Genomic DNA, 15,431 nt, shown 5'->3' with positions numbered 1-15,431 from the left:
CTTAGTTTTCCTCCTTTTCTAACTGAGCACTATCAGATGAAATAACTCCATCGCGAATGACAATCTGACGTTTGGCATAAGCAGCTATTTCAGGCTCATGCGTTACCATGATAATGGTTTTTCCTTCTTTGTTCAAGTCAACCAATAGTTGCATAATTTGATTCCCTGTTTTGGTATCCAAGGCTCCTGTCGGTTCGTCCGCTAGAATAATAGAAGGATTATTTACCAAGGCACGCGCAATAGCCACACGTTGCTTTTGACCACCAGATAATTCCGAAGGCAAATGATGACTACGTTCTGTCAATTCAACCTTATCTAGATATTCCTCAGCTAACTTGCGACGTTTTGAAGCCGAAACTCCCGCGTAAATCAAGGGCAATTCTACGTTTTGCAGAGCATTGAGTTTAGATAGAAGAAAGAACTGCTGAAAGACAAAACCGATTTGTTGGTTGCGAACCTTGGCTAATTGTTTTTCACCAAGTCCAGCTACTTCTTGGCCTTCAAGATAATATTCTCCACTGGTTGGTGTATCCAACATGCCGATCGTATTCATGAGAGTGGACTTACCAGAACCAGATGGTCCCATAATGGCAACAAACTCACCCTCATTCACTTCTAGGTTGATATTTTTGAGAACCTGCAGTTCTTGGTCACCATTACGGTAGCTTCTGCAGATATTTTTTAGACTAATTAGTTGCTTCATCAGCCTTCACCTCTTTTCCTTCCTCTAGAGAAGACGTTGGGTTACTGATGACCTTGACTCCATTTGTCAGACCTGAAGTGATTTCTTGGTTGTCTGCATCAGCATTACCCAAACTAACTTCCACTTTCTTGGCCTTTTTCTGCTCGTCAAGCACCCAGACATAGTTCTTATCATTTTCAGTCACAATACTTGTTAGAGGAACCAAAATGGCTTTACTCTTGTTCTTGACCTCAACACTTACTGAGAATCCTTGTTTCAAATCACCGATTTCACTTGTAACATCGATGGTATATGGATATTTAGAACCAGAATTACCACCTGCTGCGGCAGTAGCTGCACTTGCTGCTTCACCATTGTTTTTAGGGTAGTCAGAAATGTAGCTAATCTTACCAGTCCAGCTCTTATCTTGGTAAACTTTAGAAGTAAAGGTTACTTCTTGTCCTACAGAGAGGTTGGCAAGGTTATATTCAGATAGTTCCCCCTTAACTTGCAAGTTTTCATTACTTACGACATGAACTACTACTTGGCTAGCTCCTGTTGGAGATTTAGAAACATTACGGTTGACTTCGACCACAGTTCCCTCTAAGGTACTGAGAACCGTCATTGCATCCAACTGACTTTGAGCCTTGCTTAATTGCGCTGCTGCATCTGCACGTGCGTCACGGGCATCACCTAATTGTGCATCAATAGAGGATACCGAATTTCCTGCTACTGGAGCTGGAGTTTGCCCTGCAGCTCCTTCGCCTCCTGCTGGTGTTGGCAACTGTGGAGTCGGAGCTGAAGCGGCTTCATTTCGCGCTTGGTTGAGTTCGTTGATATGACGATCTGCCTTAGCTACTGCCCGACTCGCTGAATCATAGGCCGCCTGGGCTTCTGAACTACTGTACTTGACTAAAGCCTGCCCTTCACTGACTTTATCACCCACAGAAACAAGGATTTCATCTAAATCTCCCTTACTAGCATCAAAATAAACATATTGTTCATTTTTTGCTGTTACTGTCCCTGACAATAAAACAGAGGATGCCACGCTTCCTTCCTTGGCAACAACAAGATGAGTAGCCTCATCTTTTACAGCAGTCTGAGAAGGTTGTCTAAAGAGCAAAATGCCCCCAGCCCCCAATACAACTACACTGGCAGCACCGATTGCTGCATACAATTGCCACTTTTTAGCTTTACCATTCTTTTTCATAATGAAACTCCTTTTTGATTTAAAGTTCTTAACAATATTATACAAAAATTATCAATTTGAAACAATAACATTTCAGAACGAAATAATGACATTTCAGGATTTAATTATTGTTCGGAATTTATTCCACAATCATTGTACTAGATATATAATACACTTTATTTTTGTTTTTTGCAAGCCTTTTCTTTAAATTTTTTGAACGTAGCAGATTTTTGCAATCACATCAAAAAAAAGATAGAATATGACTATCAAAAAATGACACTCTACTATTTAAAAGAGTACAAAGGAGTTTTCAATGAGAGAATACGATATCATTGCTATCGGTGGAGGTAGCGGAGGGATTGCTACTATGAACCGTGCTGGTGAACACGGAGCCAAAGCGGCCGTTATTGAGGAAAATAAATTAGGTGGAACCTGTGTCAACGTCGGTTGTGTTCCTAAGAAAATCATGTGGTACGGGGCACAAATCGCTGAGACTTTCCATCAATTTGGAGAAGACTACGGCTTTAAGACTACTGATCTTAACTTTGACTTTGCAACCCTACGTCGCAATCGTGAAGCTTACATTGATCGTGCTCGTTCTTCTTATGATGGCAGTTTTAAACGTAACGGCGTAGACCTGATTGAAGGTCATGCTGAATTTGTAGATTCTCATACTGTCAGCGTAAATGGTGAACTGATTCGTGCTAAACATATCGTGATTGCTACAGGTGCCCATCCAAGTATTCCAAATATTCCTGGTGCTGAGCTAGGTGGTTCTTCTGATGATGTATTTGCCTGGGAAGAACTTCCAGAGTCAGTTGCCATTCTAGGCGCTGGTTATATCGCTGTTGAACTAGCTGGCGTACTCCACACTTTTGGTGTCAAGACAGACCTCTTTGTTCGTCGCGATCGTCCTTTACGTGGTTTTGATTCTTACATCGTTGAAGGTTTGGTCAAGGAAATGGAAAGAACAAACTTACCACTTCATACTCACAAAGTCCCTGCCAAGTTAGAAAAAACTGCTGAAGGCATTACCATTCATTTCGAAGATGGTACTAGTCACACAGCTAGCCAAGTTATCTGGGCTACAGGTCGCCGTCCAAACGTTAAGGGCTTGCAACTTGAAAAAGCTGGAGTAACTCTGAACGAACGTGGCTTTATCCAAGTAGATGAATACCAAAATACTGTTGTTGAGGGAATCTATGCTCTAGGTGATGTAACGGGCGAGAAAGAACTGACTCCAGTTGCAATCAAGGCTGGGCGTACCCTATCTGAACGTCTCTTTAACGGAAAAACAACTGCAAAAATGGACTACTCAACTATTCCAACTGTTGTCTTTTCACACCCTGCTATCGGAACGGTTGGTTTGACAGAAGAACAAGCCATTAAAGAATACGGTCAAGACCAAATCAAGGTTTACAAATCAAGCTTTACGTCTATGTACTCTGCTTGCACTTGCAACCGTCAAGAAACACGTTTCAAATTGATCACAGCTGGTTCAGAAGAAAAAGTTGTCGGACTTCATGGAATTGGCTACGGTGTTGATGAAATGATTCAAGGATTTGCTGTTGCTATCAAAATGGGAGCAACCAAGGCAGACTTTGATGCAACTGTGGCGATTCACCCAACTGCATCTGAAGAATTTGTAACTATGCGTTAATCGAAATAAAAGAAGTTGATACCAATGTGTCTGCTTCTTTTTTGATGATTTACGAAATGATGAAAACAACTTACCCAGTAAGCAAAATCGGCCGTTACAGTTTTTGTTACCTTGTTTTAAAAAATTGGTTGACAATAATTACTCTACGAGTATAATAGTTACTATACATCAGAAAAGAGGTTAACTATTTTGAAAAAAGCTCACGTTTATGCTATCCCTGCTATTGGGGCTGCTCTCATTGCTGTATTGGCACAAATCAGTCTTCCTATTGGACCTGTTCCCTTCACTCTGCAAAACTTTGCAATCGGCTTAATTGCTACTGTCTTTAGACCGAGAGAGGCTGTACTTTCTGTTGGACTCTATCTTCTTCTAGGTGCTATCGGTCTTCCTGTCTTTGCAGGAGGTGGTGCTGGTTTTCAGGCTTTAGTTGGCCCTACTGCAGGTTATCTTTGGTTTTATCTTGTTTACTCTGGACTTACTTCCTCTCTAACCAACAGCAAGAGTGGTATTGTCAAGATTTTTCTTGCAAACCTCTTAGGTGATGCCCTTGTCTTTGTCGGCGGGATTCTCAGCTTGCATTTCCTAGCTGGAATGGCATTTGAAAAAGCTCTTGTTGTGGGGGTCATTCCCTTTATCATTCCAGATCTTGGTAAACTTCTAGCTATTAGTTTTATTAGCCGTCCATTACTTCAACGCCTTAAAAATCAAGCTTACTTTGCTAACTAAAAAAAGGATATCGAGTTGTCATGACTCAGTATCCTTTTCTTTCATTTTGAAAACTTAGTTGCCTTTAAAGGCATCGACCATTGTTTGAAATTCTTCATTAGAGAGGGTAATCCCTTTACCCATTTTAGTATGGTCTGGGCTCCAAGCACGAATATCAAACTTTGCAGGAGCACCATTAAAGCTCACACGGTTGATTTCCTTGGTCCAACCTTTTTCGTTTTCAGAAAGAGTCAACAAATGCTCTTCAATTTCAAATGTAAATTCTGCCATTTTCTTCTCCTTTTTTAGCTTTCATTTGATTATTCGTAAAATCTTGTAGATTTTAGGAAAATTTTATATAATATTGATATAAAAGAAGGGAGGCCACTATGAGACATAAATTCCAGCAAGTTCTAGATAAAATACATGATTTTTTAAATGGACATGAAGAACCAGACCATACTGAAAGCAACTCCCTTACAGCCACTATTGAAGAGGCTATCCAGAAACAAACCGCTGTTCACCTTATCTTGTCTGAGACAAGTTTTACAGGTGACATCATCAAATATGATCAGCAACGCCAGCAAATTATCGTGAAAAATTTTGCCAAAAACGTAAGCCGTATTATCCGTATAAGCGATATTCAACGCCTGCGATTTGTCCCTTCAACTGTCCAAACAGCCCAAAAAAATAGATTTAAGAAAGAGTGAGATGTAGTTACTGCATCCCACTCTTTTTTCTTAGCGAATTTGTTCAAAATGTAAATGAACCGCAATATGATCTCCATAACCACTTCTTTCCAAGTCACGTTGTAAACGATAGGAAATGTAGTGTTCTGCAATGGTAATGTAACCTGCACCCAGCAAACGATGTTCAACCATAGACTGAATCATGCTAATAGTAGCACGTTCCACTTTGGCTTCTTCCAAATCCAAAACCACTTTCTTAGTGACTTGTGCAAGGTTTTGACGCAAATCATCTGTCAATACATAGACAGTCTGGGCTGCTTTTAAGATAGCTTGGTAAATCTTATCTGGATTAAATTCAGCAATTTCTCCATCACGTTTGATTACTTGCATAGGTATCTCCTTTATTCTTTGTTTTCTTTAATTTCTGCCAGCATTTTTTCTTCTTCTGCTGTCAGTTGATAATGTTCAAGCAAATCCGGTCTGCGTTCATAGGTTTTCTTTAAACTCTCATACAGGCGCCACTGACGAATCTTTTCATGGTGTCCACTCATCAGTACATCTGGCACAACCATACCTCGATAATCGTAGGGACGTGTGTACTGAGGATATTCGAGAAGCCCAGAAGAAAAACTATCATCTTGGTGGCTAGACTCCTTGCCAATCACTTCTGGAATCAGGCGTACCGTAGCATCAATCATGGTCATAGCTGCCAACTCACCACCAGTCAGTACATAGTCTCCCAGAGAAACCTCATCTGTCACCAAGGTCTTAATACGCTCATCATAACCCTCATAGTGCCCACAGATAAAGATTAACTCTTCCTCTTGAGCCAAATCCTCAGCATAAGCCTGATCAAACTGCTTTCCAGCAGGATCGAGGAGAATGACGCGCGGATTTTTCTTTTCAATAGCATCAAAGGCATCGAAAATGGGTTGGGCTCGGAGCAACATCCCCTGACCGCCTCCGTAGGGCTCATCGTCGACATGGCGGGCCTTTTCAGCATTTTCTCGAAAATTATGATACTGGATATCCAAGAGCCCCTTTTCTCGAGCCTTTCCAACGATTGAGTGCTCTAGCGGAGAAAACATCTCTGGAAAAAGGGTTAAAATATCAATCTTCATCGTCTAACCCTTCTAAGATTTCCACATCGACTCGGTTATTTGGAATATCAACATTGAGAATCACTGGTGGGATATAAGGCAAGAGCAAATCACGCTTGCCTTTTCGCTTGACCACCCAGACATCGTTAGCACCTGGTTGCAGGATTTCTTTGATGGTTCCAATCAAGTTATCACCCTCATAGACTTCCAAACCGATAATCTCGTGATAGTAGAATTCACCATCGTCTAGGTCATTCAAATCTTCCTCAGCAACCTTGAGACTGTATCCCTTGTACTTTTCGATAGCGTTGATATGGTACATATCTTTGAATTTAATAATGTCAAAGTTCTTCTGTTTACGGTGGCTAGCGATGGTCACTGTTTGAACAAACTGATCTTTTTCATCAAACAAAGCCAGCTCAGTACCTTTTTTAAACCGTTCTTCTGCAAAATCAGTCACAGACAAGACTCGCATCTCACCCTGCAATCCTTGCGTATTGACGATTTTCCCAACATTAAAGTAGTTCATCTTGTCTCCTGTAGTCTATTTCTATCCTTTATTTTATCACGTTCCAGGGATTTTCACAAGTTGGATAAATCTCATCTTACAGAGCTACTACTTCTTCAAAGAATTCACCAATTATCTGATTAAACTCTTCAGGATGGTCATTCATAGGTTGGTGTTTGCTATCTGAAATCGTTACTTGACGCGCATTGGGATTTAAGGCAATGATCCCATCGTAGATCATTTTTAGGTGTTTTGGAAAATCATTTTCTCCTCTTACTAAAAGCATGGGAGGATTTCCTTGATAACCTTCTATCTCATGGACAGCCAAAAAACCTGTGATTCCAAGGTTCAAAAAAACATCTCGCCCAGTTTCTATAATGGCCGTCTTGACTAATTCTCTTGTGATAGGATTATCTGTACACATTTTTGAGTTCTTATCTGCAATCACCTTCCAAGGAATCGTTTTGTACATAAGTGAACTATATTTTATGCGATTTCTCTCTTTATCTGATAGGTAACGATGCTGTCCCCAACTATCTACCATGACCAAGGCTAGAACTCTTTCTGGATGGCGATAGGTGTACTCTTGAAGTGGATTCCCTCCCCAAGAATGACCAACCAATATCACCTTATCCAACTGGAAATAGGACAAAATAGCATCTACATCTTGAACAGCGCCTTCTAAGTCGGGTAGGCCAACTTTCATAGGTGATTCACCCTGTCCTCTAACATTGACAAAGTAGAGGTCAAATCCTTCAAAAGCATCATACTGGTGGGCCCACATCTGACTACGGCCACAAGCTCCATGATAAAAAATAATGTGGCCTTTATTTGTGTTTCCAGTACGATGATAAACAGCCAAGTCACAATCTAAGACTGGTATAATGTGACGTACCAAAGTCTCAGGTTTTCTGTTATAAAAAGCAATAGCTTCAGCTATATCATTTTGCTTCATTATTACACTTTCTCCTCTTTATCCTAATATCATTCTTTTTATCTATTTTATCATGCTATATTAAAATCATCGTGTTCCAAACTTAGTTTCATTAAAAATTTTGAATTTTCTGCATAACTTGGATAAAGAAAAAGACTGCTAAGCAATCTTTACTTTTTTCTCATCAGATTCATGCCTAAAATTCCAGCAATAATCAAAGCTGCTCCGATTACATGGTATCTATAAATTGGTTCGTGGAGGATAAGGGATCCGGCTAGAGTAGTCAAAACTGTTCCAAGATTACCAAAGACACTAACGGTTGATGCTCCAAGTCGAACAATAGCATAGATAGAGAGACTACCAGTAACGATAGAGGCTAGAATTCCCAAATAGAGAATTGAAAGCAGATAAGATACCTGTCCAAGTGGCGCAAAGTAAGCTAATATGTTCCCCTCTAGATAGTGCGAGGTCAGACTTAGCGTATTAAAGGTGACGAAGCCAACAAATATCACAACAGCTGTCATATCCATGGCCCGATAGCGACCTCCTTTAGCCTTGCTGAGGATATTGTTTATTGCATTGGCGAGAACAGATCCCAACATCAAGAGAAAACCAAAGCTAGCAGTCTCAGTACCAAAGTTAGCTCCTTTACTAAGGAAGATGAAAACTACTCCTGCTACGGATAAAAATAAAAAGAACTTTTGAAGCAAGCTTGTCTTTTCCTTGAGAAAGGCCGATGCTAAAAGGAGAGTAAAAATCGGGACAAGAGCCTGTAAAATTCCAGCTTCAGAAGACGATATATACTGTAAAGCAAAGGATTGAAAAATAAAAAAGAAAAGCGGATAGAAAAGACTCATCGGCAGAATAGAAAGAATATCTTTTCTACTTAAACTCACTTTGATAAGTTTGGTTTGATGAAGAACGACCATTACTAAAGCTGCGATTGTATAGCGATGCGCTAAGTTTGTGAGAGGACTGGCATAGCCTAAAGCAATCTTAGTAAATAAAAAAGAAAATCCAATGATTGCTGAAAAGGATAAGGCTGCTAGGTAAGCTTTTGTTTTCTCGTTCATAGACTGTTACTCCTTTTAAAAATAGCTATTCTCAAGATTGATTGACTATAATTCTTTGAGACTGTCTTTCCATTGTAGCATAGTAGAATCCTAGATGCTATTTCTAGGATTAGTATTTTATGCCTTCTATCACAGTTTATCTAGTTCATTAACTAAAAAGGACTCTACAAGTCTAATCTGCTTTTCTCGTTCTTGTCTCACAAGTTCTAGCTTGTCTACCTCTTGGAGATTACTCACTTTGATAGTATAATCCACCATTTTCCTTGCTTTCTCTTTCTTATATTTACTAATGCCTTCTTTATTAGTAAAAAATTGATTTCTTATCGTCTTAGAGGTCCCCCTTCAAAAATCCTTCCAAATCCCGATTATGCTGTTACTTGATAGATGCTATTTTAAACTTCTCCACACAAAAAAGCGAGACATTCGTCCCGCCCTTCTTATTTTTCGTCAATAACGATTCTTACTTTTTTGTCTTCAGTTGGGACAGAGTAGACAATCGTTCTTATCGCAGAAATAGTGCGACCCTTACGACCGATTACACGACCCACATCGCTTTGATCAAGATCCAAATGATATTCCAAAAACTCTGGTGTATCTTCAATCTTGATAGTTAAGGCATCTGGTTGTGAAATCAAGGGTTTCACAATCGCAATAATGAGATTTTCAATCGTATCCATCTGTCAACCTACTTTAAACTTATTTTGAGAATTTAGAATCGTGGAATTTTTTCAATACGCCTTCTTTTGAAAGGATGTTACGTACTGTATCTGAAGGTTGAGCTCCATCAGCCAACCATGCAAGAACGCGGTCTTCTTTCAAAGTTACTTGGTTTTCAGCAACAAGTGGGTTGTAAGTTCCAACTGTTTCGATGAAACGTCCGTCACGTGGTGAACGTGAATCTGCTACGTTGATACGGTAGAAAGGTTTTTTCTTAGAACCCATACGAGTCAAACGGATTTTAACTGCCATTTTTAAAGTCTCTTTTCTTATTTTTTATTTCGGTGAAATAGCTGAGCTATTTAGCACATGTTCTATTATAGCAGATTTCTGGCAGGTGTCAAGAAAAAAACTTGACAGACTATAAAATTTTTAAACCATTTAGAAATTTGTTATATTTTTAAAGAAAAATAAGAAAGAGAATGTCATAAATACTATTTTAGAAACATTTTATAAAGACCACCAAGTTAAGCCCTTCATGACCACTTCTTAGAAGAAGAATTAGCAATCGTGGATACAAATTGACTCCAAAGGGGGGCAGATACTGGAACAATGCAAGGATATTATCGACTGTCATCCAAAGAAAAATCTTTAATCAAGTTATTTTGGGTTGGCTTCCTCTTAAACTGTCTTGTCACTAATATTTGAAATCCACTTCCTTTTAGGGTACAATGGTAGAAATGAATTTTTGAGAGGAATAGAATGAAAAAACTAGCAACCCTTCTTTTACTATCCACTATAGCCCTAGCTGGGTGTAGCAGCATCCAACGTAGTTTGCGTGGTGATGACTATGTGGATTCCAGTCTTGCTGCCGAAGAAAGTTCTAAAGCAGCAGCCCAATCTGCCAAGGAGTTAAACGATGCTTTAACAAACGAAAACGCCAATTTCCCACAACTATCTAAAGAAGTTGCTGAAGACGAGGCTGAAGTGATTCTCCACACAAGTCAAGGAGATATCCGTATCAAACTCTTCCCTAAACTCGCTCCTCTAGCGGTTGAAAACTTCCTCACTCATGCCAAAGAAGGCTACTATAACGGCATTACCTTCCACCGTGTCATCGATGGCTTCATGGTTCAAACTGGAGATCCAAAGGGAGACGGTACAGGTGGTCAGTCCATCTGGCATGACAAGGATAAGACAAAAGATAAGGGAACTGGTTTCAAGAACGAGATTACTCCTTATCTCTATAACATCCGTGGTGCTCTTTCTATGGCTAATACTGGTCAACCAAACACCAACGGTAGCCAGTTCTTCATCAACCAAAACTCTACAGATACCTCTGCTAAACTCCCTACAAACAAGTATCCAAAGAAAATCATCGAAGCCTATAAAGAAGGGGGAAACCCTAGTCTAGATGGCAAACACCCCGTATTTGGTCAAGTGATTGACGGTATGGATGTTGTAGATAAAATTGCCAAAGCCGAAAAAGATGAAAAAGACAAGCCAACTACTGCTATCACAATCGACAGCATCGAAGTGGTGAAAGACTACGATTTTAAATCTTAAAAACAAAAAAATACAGTATCCCCATTCGGTACTGTATTTCTTTTACTCTCATTCTTAAGTTAAATTATTAAAATCCCATATTTGGTCCATCCAGCCTTCATAAAAGTCTGGCTCGTGGCAGACCATAAGAATAGATCCCTTGTATTCTTTGAGAGCACGTTTGAGTTCATCCTTGGCATCCACATCCAAATGGTTGGTCGGCTCGTCCAGCACTAAAACGTTGTTTTCACGATTCATCAAGAGACAGAAACGAACCTTGGCTTGTTCTCCACCTGACAAGACCTGAATTTGGCTTTCAATATGCTTGGTTGTCAGACCACAACGGGCAAGGGCTGCACGAACTTCTGCTTGGTTAAGTGCAGGAAAGGCATTCCAGACAGCCTCTAGTGGTGTTTGACGATTGCCACCTTCTACTTCCTGCTCAAAATAACCAAGTTCTAGGTAGTCACCGCGTTCAACTTCCCCAGCGATTGGCGGGATAATTCCCAAAAGAGACTTCAAGAGAGTTGTTTTCCCGATACCATTTGCCCCGATAATAGCAACCTTTTGATTACGTTCAAAGGTAAGATTTAAAGGCTTGGTCAGAGGACGGTCGTAACCAATTTGCAAATCCTTGGCTTGGAAGATAAAGCGCCCTGGCGTACGAGCTGGTTTGAAATCAAAGGATGGTTTTGGTTTCTCACTTTGCAGTTCGATAATATCCATCTTATCCAATTTCTTCTGACGGGACATGGCCATGTTTCGTGTTGCAACACGCGCTTTGTTTCGAGCAACAAAGTCCTTAAGGTCCGCAATTTCTTTTTGCTGACGTTCGTAGGCAGCCTCTAGCTGAGATTTCTTCATAGCATAGACTTCTTGGAACTGGTAGTAGTCACCAGAATAACGCGTCAGCTGTTGATTTTCCACATGGTAGACAATATTAATCACGTCGTTCAGGAATGGAATATCGTGTGAAATGAGGACAAAGGCATTCTCATAGTTTTGGAGATAGCGCTTAAGCCAGTCAATATGCTCAGCATCCAAGTAGTTGGTCGGCTCGTCCAACAGCAAGATATCAGGCTTCTCAAGGAGAAGTTTAGCCAAAAGCACCTTGGTTCTTTGCCCACCTGACAAAGAGGTTACATCCGTATCCATGCCAAAGTCCATGACACCAAGGGCACGCGCTACTTCATCAATCTTAGCATCCAAAGTATAGAAATCACGACTCTCTAAACGGTCTTGAAGTTCTCCCACTTCTTCCATGAGAGCATCAACATCCGCTCCATCTTCAGCCATTTCCATATAAAGATCATTGATACGGACTTCTGCTTTGAAAAGCTCATCAAAAGCCGTACGGAGAACATCGCGCACCGACTGCCCTTCAGCAAGGACTGAGTGCTGATCCAAGTAACCAGCAGTCACATATTTGGACCACTCAACCTTCCCTTCATCTGGCAGCATTTTACCAGTCACAATACTCATAAAGGTTGATTTTCCTTCACCATTGGCACCGACCAGGCCGATATGTTCCCCCTTTAGGAGACGGAAGGACACATCTTCAAAAATTGCACGGTCACCAAAACCGTGACTCAGATTTTTAACTTCTAAAATACTCATTTTAATTCCTTATCTTGTTTTTATGTAATCGTTTATAGATGAGCCAAGCGATATAGCCACCCAAGGTATTGGTCCACAAATCATCAACCTCAAAGACGCGATTAAAATCAAAGAAAAAATCTAAGACCAACTGCGTACACTCGATTCCTAGGCTTAGAAGAAGACTGAAAAAGATCACTTTTCTTGTCTTACGCAAGTTTGGAAGGAGATAAAGGAGTTGGAAAATCAGAGGAAAAAGCAAGAAGACATTGAGGATATTTTGTAGAAAAATCCAACATAATTGTCCTATGTCACTCACCTCACCCAGTTTCCAGAGAGAATTGAAAGGAGTCAAAAGAAAAACCAGGCGTCCAAGATGCTGAATACCTGGAGTTTCCACCCCCACGGGAGATTGTTCTTGAGGAGTAAAGCAAAAATAGACGATACAAATGCTATAGAAAATGACTCCCCAGACCAAAACATGATTATAAGTTTTCTTCATCATTAAGGATTGACTGCTGCGACTGCTTTCTGGCGGTCACGTTTCATTGTATTAGAACGCAATTGTCCACAAGCTGCATCAATATCTGTTCCATGCTCTTGACGAACCACACAGTTAACCCCTTTTTTCTTAAGCGTATCATAAAAGGCCAGGACGCGCTCTTTAGGACTACGGCTATATTGGTCATGCTCACTAACTGGGTTATAAGGAATCAAGTTTACATAAGACAATTTCTTGATATTCTTGAGCAATTCAGCCAATTCCAAGGCTTGTTCTACACCGTCATTAACTTCATTGAGCATGATGTATTCAAAGGTCACACGACGATTGGTTGTTTCGATGTAGTACTCAATAGCCGCAAAGAGTTTTTCAATCGGAAAGGCACGGTTAATCTTCATGATGCTTGAGCGCAGTTCATTATTAGGTGCATGAAGGGAAACGGCAAGATTGACCTGAACACCTTCATTAGCAAAATCACGAATTTTATGGGCCAAACCTGAGGTTGAAACCGTAATATGACGAGCACCGATGGCCATTCCCTTGTCATCATTAATGGTACGAACGAAATTCAAGACATTGTTGTAGTTATCAAATGGTTCACCAATTCCCATGACAACGATATGGCTGACGCGTTCGTCCTGACCACGCTCATCAAAGTATTTCTGAACCAGCATGATTTGCGCTACGATTTCACCGTTATTAAGGTCACGTTGTTTCTTAATCAAACCAGAGGCACAGAAGGTACAACCGATATTACAGCCGACCTGAGTCGTCACACAGACTGACAAACCGTAGTGTTGACGCATGAGTACTGTCTCAATCAGCATTCCATCTGGCAATTCAAAAAGATATTTAACTGTCCCATCAGCAGATTCTTGAACGATACGTTGTTTCAAGGGATTGACCACAAACTGGTCATTAAGCTTAGCAATCAAATCCTTGGAAAGGTTGGTCATCTCTTCAAATGACTGGACACGTTTACGATAGAGCCATTCCCAAATTTGGTCTGCACGGAATTTCTTTTCTCCCTGCTCCAAAACCCATTCCTGCATGGTTTGACGTGTTAAACTATAAATTGACGGTTTCATTTCTTCTCCTTATTCTCTACTCACTTCTGACGAATGACAAAATGACGTTGCCCCTTGTCCTCTTTCTGAGAATGCTGGTCTTTCTGACGACGTCTATTTTTCTTATCTGCATTCGGTTTTCGTTTGGTTTGAGTCGGTTTCTTTCCTTTTCTAGAAGGCTGTTCTTCTTCCTTCTTACGCATTTTCTTGTCAAATGATGCTCGCTTAGGGGCTTCATTTTCTAAGACAAAATAGGCACAACCATAACTACAATACTCTAAAAGGTAGTCTTGTAAACGACTGATTTTTTCAAGTTTTTCTTCTGTTCGGTCATCCTTGTAAAAACCGCGTAGGCGAAGCTGTTCGTTGCTCCAGTCTCCCACGATATAATCAAACTTTGTTAAGACTTCTGAAAAACGCTGATTAAAAGCCGTCACATCAAAGGCATCCTTGATATTTTCCACCAAGGAAAAAGCTGTCCCTTCCGTTTCTATCTTGTCCCCGTGTAAATGGAACTCAGGACCAGGAAACTTGTTATAGTTGTATAATTCAGGTGCAATTTCTTTTCGCATAGATATCCTTTTTCCACGATTACTTAATACTTTATTCTACCATAATTTCTAGCAGTTAGCACGTTTCTCATAAAAATGAAAAAAGTCTGACGATTTTGTCAGACTCGAATCATATGACCTAAAAAAATCATATAACCTAAAAAAGAGAAGAACCATTCTTCCCTCCATATACCATTATTTAGCGGCTGCGTACAATTCATCTACTTTGTTCCAGTTGATCACTGAGAAGAAAGCTTTGATGTAGTCAGGACGCACGTTGCGGTATTTCACGTAGTAAGCATGTTCCCAAACGTCCAAGCCCAAGATTGGTTTTTTGCCTTCTGAGATTGGTGTGTCTTGGTTTGCTGTTGAAGTCACTTCAAGCTTCCCTTCTTTGTTGACAACCAACCATGCCCATCCAGAACCGAAACGAGTTGTTGCTGCTGCAGTGAAGGCTGCTTGGAATTCTTCAAATGAACCAAATGTTGCATCGATTGCTGCTGCAAGTTCTGCTGATGGAGCTGTTTTTTCAGGAGTCATCAATTCCCAGAAAAGAGCGTGGTTCAAGTGTCCACCACCATTGTTGATAAGCGCTTGACGGATATCAGCTGGAATAGATTCTACATCAGCAAGCAAGGCTTCAAGGTCTTCACCGATTTCAGGGTGTTTTTCAAGAGCTGCATTAGCATTGTTGACATAAGTTTGATGGTGTTTGTCATGGTGCAAGTGCATTGTTTCCGCATCGATGTATGGTTCCAAAGCGTCGTATGCATATGGAAGATCTGGTAAGATAATAGCCATCTGTAATACCTCTTTTTCTTTCTATATGAAAATGATAACGCAAACATTCACTTTTTTCAAGTTTTTTGCTTATAGATGAAGAAATCACTGAAATACTTTCTAATAAAACAAGCAAATCAGTAAGAAACCCACGACAAGATAATCTTGACGCGGGTTGTAGTTTCAAAAAAAT

The 15,431-nt window shown here is 40.3% G+C and carries 19 protein-coding genes; 4 read left to right on the top strand and 15 right to left on the bottom strand.

Features of this window, described 5'->3' with window-relative positions; all coding sequences use genetic code 11:
* Position 1: 1 nt before the first annotated feature.
* Positions 2–703 carry an ABC transporter ATP-binding protein gene (locus N8L39_RS00425; RefSeq protein ID WP_033680086.1) on the bottom strand — a complete coding sequence of 234 codons (702 nt, stop codon included), beginning with the start codon at positions 701–703 and terminating at the stop codon, positions 2–4.
* A complete protein-coding gene (locus N8L39_RS00420; protein WP_261010100.1) occupies positions 687–1,895 on the bottom strand; it encodes an efflux RND transporter periplasmic adaptor subunit in 1,209 nt (402 codons plus the stop codon). Before N8L39_RS00420 ends, N8L39_RS00425 begins: the two co-directional genes overlap by 17 nt.
* Positions 1,896–2,184: 289 nt before the next feature.
* Here N8L39_RS00420 and gor point away from each other — a divergent pair, with 289 nt between their 5' ends.
* Both gor and N8L39_RS00410 read left to right on the top strand, forming a co-directional pair.
* Complete coding sequence (gene gor, locus N8L39_RS00415; RefSeq protein WP_261010039.1) at positions 2,185–3,531, top strand: glutathione-disulfide reductase; 1,347 nt, start codon at positions 2,185–2,187, stop codon at positions 3,529–3,531.
* A 189-nt stretch (positions 3,532–3,720) separates the two neighbouring features.
* Positions 3,721–4,257: a biotin transporter BioY gene (locus tag N8L39_RS00410; RefSeq protein WP_261010040.1), complete on the top strand. Its 537-nt coding sequence runs from the start codon at positions 3,721–3,723 to the stop codon at positions 4,255–4,257.
* A 54-nt stretch (positions 4,258–4,311) separates the two neighbouring features.
* Here N8L39_RS00410 and N8L39_RS00405 read toward each other — a convergent pair whose 3' ends face one another.
* Positions 4,312–4,527 carry a YdbC family protein gene (locus N8L39_RS00405; protein ID WP_000807422.1) on the bottom strand — a complete coding sequence of 72 codons (216 nt, stop codon included), beginning with the start codon at positions 4,525–4,527 and terminating at the stop codon, positions 4,312–4,314.
* Between the two features lie 98 nt (positions 4,528–4,625).
* Between N8L39_RS00405 and N8L39_RS00400 the strand changes: the two genes are divergently transcribed.
* Positions 4,626–4,946: a hypothetical protein gene (locus N8L39_RS00400; RefSeq protein WP_261010041.1), complete on the top strand. Its 321-nt coding sequence runs from the start codon at positions 4,626–4,628 to the stop codon at positions 4,944–4,946.
* Between the two features lie 30 nt (positions 4,947–4,976).
* On the opposite strand, the gene N8L39_RS00395 is transcribed toward N8L39_RS00400, so the two are convergent.
* The 7 genes from N8L39_RS00395 to rpsP all read right to left on the bottom strand — a co-directional run bounded on the left by N8L39_RS00395 (position 4,977) and on the right by rpsP (position 9,509).
* Complete coding sequence (locus tag N8L39_RS00395; RefSeq protein ID WP_001196040.1) at positions 4,977–5,315, bottom strand: ATP cone domain-containing protein; 339 nt, start codon at positions 5,313–5,315, stop codon at positions 4,977–4,979.
* A gap of 11 nt (positions 5,316–5,326) precedes the next feature.
* Positions 5,327–6,046: a tRNA (guanosine(37)-N1)-methyltransferase TrmD gene (gene trmD / locus N8L39_RS00390; RefSeq protein WP_000686917.1), complete on the bottom strand. Its 720-nt coding sequence runs from the start codon at positions 6,044–6,046 to the stop codon at positions 5,327–5,329.
* Complete coding sequence (gene rimM / locus N8L39_RS00385) at positions 6,036–6,554, bottom strand: ribosome maturation factor RimM (RefSeq protein WP_001105912.1); 519 nt, start codon at positions 6,552–6,554, stop codon at positions 6,036–6,038. The genes trmD and rimM overlap by 11 nt, the downstream gene beginning before the upstream one ends.
* A gap of 76 nt (positions 6,555–6,630) precedes the next feature.
* Positions 6,631–7,488 carry an alpha/beta fold hydrolase gene (locus tag N8L39_RS00380; RefSeq protein ID WP_261010042.1) on the bottom strand — a complete coding sequence of 286 codons (858 nt, stop codon included), beginning with the start codon at positions 7,486–7,488 and terminating at the stop codon, positions 6,631–6,633.
* 149 nt (positions 7,489–7,637) lie between these two features.
* Positions 7,638–8,540, bottom strand: coding sequence for a DMT family transporter (locus N8L39_RS00375; RefSeq protein ID WP_261010043.1), 903 nt, complete (start codon positions 8,538–8,540; stop codon positions 7,638–7,640).
* A 437-nt stretch (positions 8,541–8,977) separates the two neighbouring features.
* Complete coding sequence (kphA, locus tag N8L39_RS00370; RefSeq protein ID WP_000379617.1) at positions 8,978–9,217, bottom strand: RNA-binding protein KphA; 240 nt, start codon at positions 9,215–9,217, stop codon at positions 8,978–8,980.
* Positions 9,218–9,236: 19 nt separating this feature from the next.
* Positions 9,237–9,509: a 30S ribosomal protein S16 gene (rpsP, locus tag N8L39_RS00365; RefSeq protein WP_000268760.1), complete on the bottom strand. Its 273-nt coding sequence runs from the start codon at positions 9,507–9,509 to the stop codon at positions 9,237–9,239.
* A gap of 450 nt (positions 9,510–9,959) precedes the next feature.
* Here rpsP and N8L39_RS00360 point away from each other — a divergent pair, with 450 nt between their 5' ends.
* Complete coding sequence (locus tag N8L39_RS00360; RefSeq protein ID WP_084864976.1) at positions 9,960–10,763, top strand: peptidylprolyl isomerase; 804 nt, start codon at positions 9,960–9,962, stop codon at positions 10,761–10,763.
* A gap of 54 nt (positions 10,764–10,817) precedes the next feature.
* On the opposite strand, the gene N8L39_RS00355 is transcribed toward N8L39_RS00360, so the two are convergent.
* The 5 genes from N8L39_RS00355 to sodA all read right to left on the bottom strand — a co-directional run bounded on the left by N8L39_RS00355 (position 10,818) and on the right by sodA (position 15,259).
* Positions 10,818–12,359, bottom strand: a complete 1,542-nt coding sequence (locus tag N8L39_RS00355; protein WP_000025383.1) for an ABC-F family ATP-binding cassette domain-containing protein — start codon at positions 12,357–12,359, stop codon at positions 10,818–10,820.
* A 1-nt stretch (position 12,360) separates the two neighbouring features.
* A complete protein-coding gene (locus N8L39_RS00350; RefSeq protein WP_261010044.1) occupies positions 12,361–12,843 on the bottom strand; it encodes a VanZ family protein in 483 nt (160 codons plus the stop codon).
* Positions 12,843–13,928, bottom strand: coding sequence for a dual-specificity RNA methyltransferase RlmN (gene rlmN, locus N8L39_RS00345; protein WP_000804760.1), 1,086 nt, complete (start codon positions 13,926–13,928; stop codon positions 12,843–12,845). Before rlmN ends, N8L39_RS00350 begins: the two co-directional genes overlap by 1 nt.
* A gap of 20 nt (positions 13,929–13,948) precedes the next feature.
* Complete coding sequence (locus tag N8L39_RS00340; protein ID WP_261010045.1) at positions 13,949–14,479, bottom strand: YutD family protein; 531 nt, start codon at positions 14,477–14,479, stop codon at positions 13,949–13,951.
* Between the two features lie 174 nt (positions 14,480–14,653).
* On the bottom strand, positions 14,654–15,259 hold the full coding sequence (gene sodA / locus N8L39_RS00335) for a superoxide dismutase SodA (protein WP_000974733.1): 606 nt from the start codon (positions 15,257–15,259) through the stop codon (positions 14,654–14,656).
* Positions 15,260–15,431: the final 172 nt, after the last annotated feature.

It is taken from the genome of Streptococcus mitis, assembly GCF_946190285.1.
GTDB lineage: Bacteria > Bacillota > Bacilli > Lactobacillales > Streptococcaceae > Streptococcus > Streptococcus mitis_CP.
This window is presented reverse-complemented; position numbering and strand designations above follow the sequence as displayed.

What these genes read in the sequence shown, in the direction of transcription:
- rlmN (WP_000804760.1), bottom strand. Translation starts at nt 13,928, where the DNA reads ATGAAACCGTCAATTTATAGTTTAACACGTCAAACCATGCAGGAATGG.
- N8L39_RS00340 (WP_261010045.1), bottom strand. Translation starts at nt 14,479, where the DNA reads ATGCGAAAAGAAATTGCACCTGAATTATACAACTATAACAAGTTTCCT.
- N8L39_RS00360 (WP_084864976.1), top strand. Translation starts at nt 9,960, where the DNA reads ATGAAAAAACTAGCAACCCTTCTTTTACTATCCACTATAGCCCTAGCT.
- N8L39_RS00395 (WP_001196040.1), bottom strand. Translation starts at nt 5,315, where the DNA reads ATGCAAGTAATCAAACGTGATGGAGAAATTGCTGAATTTAATCCAGAT.
- N8L39_RS00405 (WP_000807422.1), bottom strand. Translation starts at nt 4,527, where the DNA reads ATGGCAGAATTTACATTTGAAATTGAAGAGCATTTGTTGACTCTTTCT.
- trmD (WP_000686917.1), bottom strand. Translation starts at nt 6,046, where the DNA reads ATGAAGATTGATATTTTAACCCTTTTTCCAGAGATGTTTTCTCCGCTA.
- N8L39_RS00380 (WP_261010042.1), bottom strand. Translation starts at nt 7,488, where the DNA reads ATGAAGCAAAATGATATAGCTGAAGCTATTGCTTTTTATAACAGAAAA.
- N8L39_RS00350 (WP_261010044.1), bottom strand. Translation starts at nt 12,843, where the DNA reads ATGATGAAGAAAACTTATAATCATGTTTTGGTCTGGGGAGTCATTTTC.
- rpsP (WP_000268760.1), bottom strand. Translation starts at nt 9,509, where the DNA reads ATGGCAGTTAAAATCCGTTTGACTCGTATGGGTTCTAAGAAAAAACCT.
- sodA (WP_000974733.1), bottom strand. Translation starts at nt 15,259, where the DNA reads ATGGCTATTATCTTACCAGATCTTCCATATGCATACGACGCTTTGGAA.
- N8L39_RS00355 (WP_000025383.1), bottom strand. Translation starts at nt 12,359, where the DNA reads ATGAGTATTTTAGAAGTTAAAAATCTGAGTCACGGTTTTGGTGACCGT.
- N8L39_RS00375 (WP_261010043.1), bottom strand. Translation starts at nt 8,540, where the DNA reads ATGAACGAGAAAACAAAAGCTTACCTAGCAGCCTTATCCTTTTCAGCA.
- N8L39_RS00400 (WP_261010041.1), top strand. Translation starts at nt 4,626, where the DNA reads ATGAGACATAAATTCCAGCAAGTTCTAGATAAAATACATGATTTTTTA.
- gor (WP_261010039.1), top strand. Translation starts at nt 2,185, where the DNA reads ATGAGAGAATACGATATCATTGCTATCGGTGGAGGTAGCGGAGGGATT.
- N8L39_RS00425 (WP_033680086.1), bottom strand. Translation starts at nt 703, where the DNA reads ATGAAGCAACTAATTAGTCTAAAAAATATCTGCAGAAGCTACCGTAAT.
- rimM (WP_001105912.1), bottom strand. Translation starts at nt 6,554, where the DNA reads ATGAACTACTTTAATGTTGGGAAAATCGTCAATACGCAAGGATTGCAG.
- kphA (WP_000379617.1), bottom strand. Translation starts at nt 9,217, where the DNA reads ATGGATACGATTGAAAATCTCATTATTGCGATTGTGAAACCCTTGATT.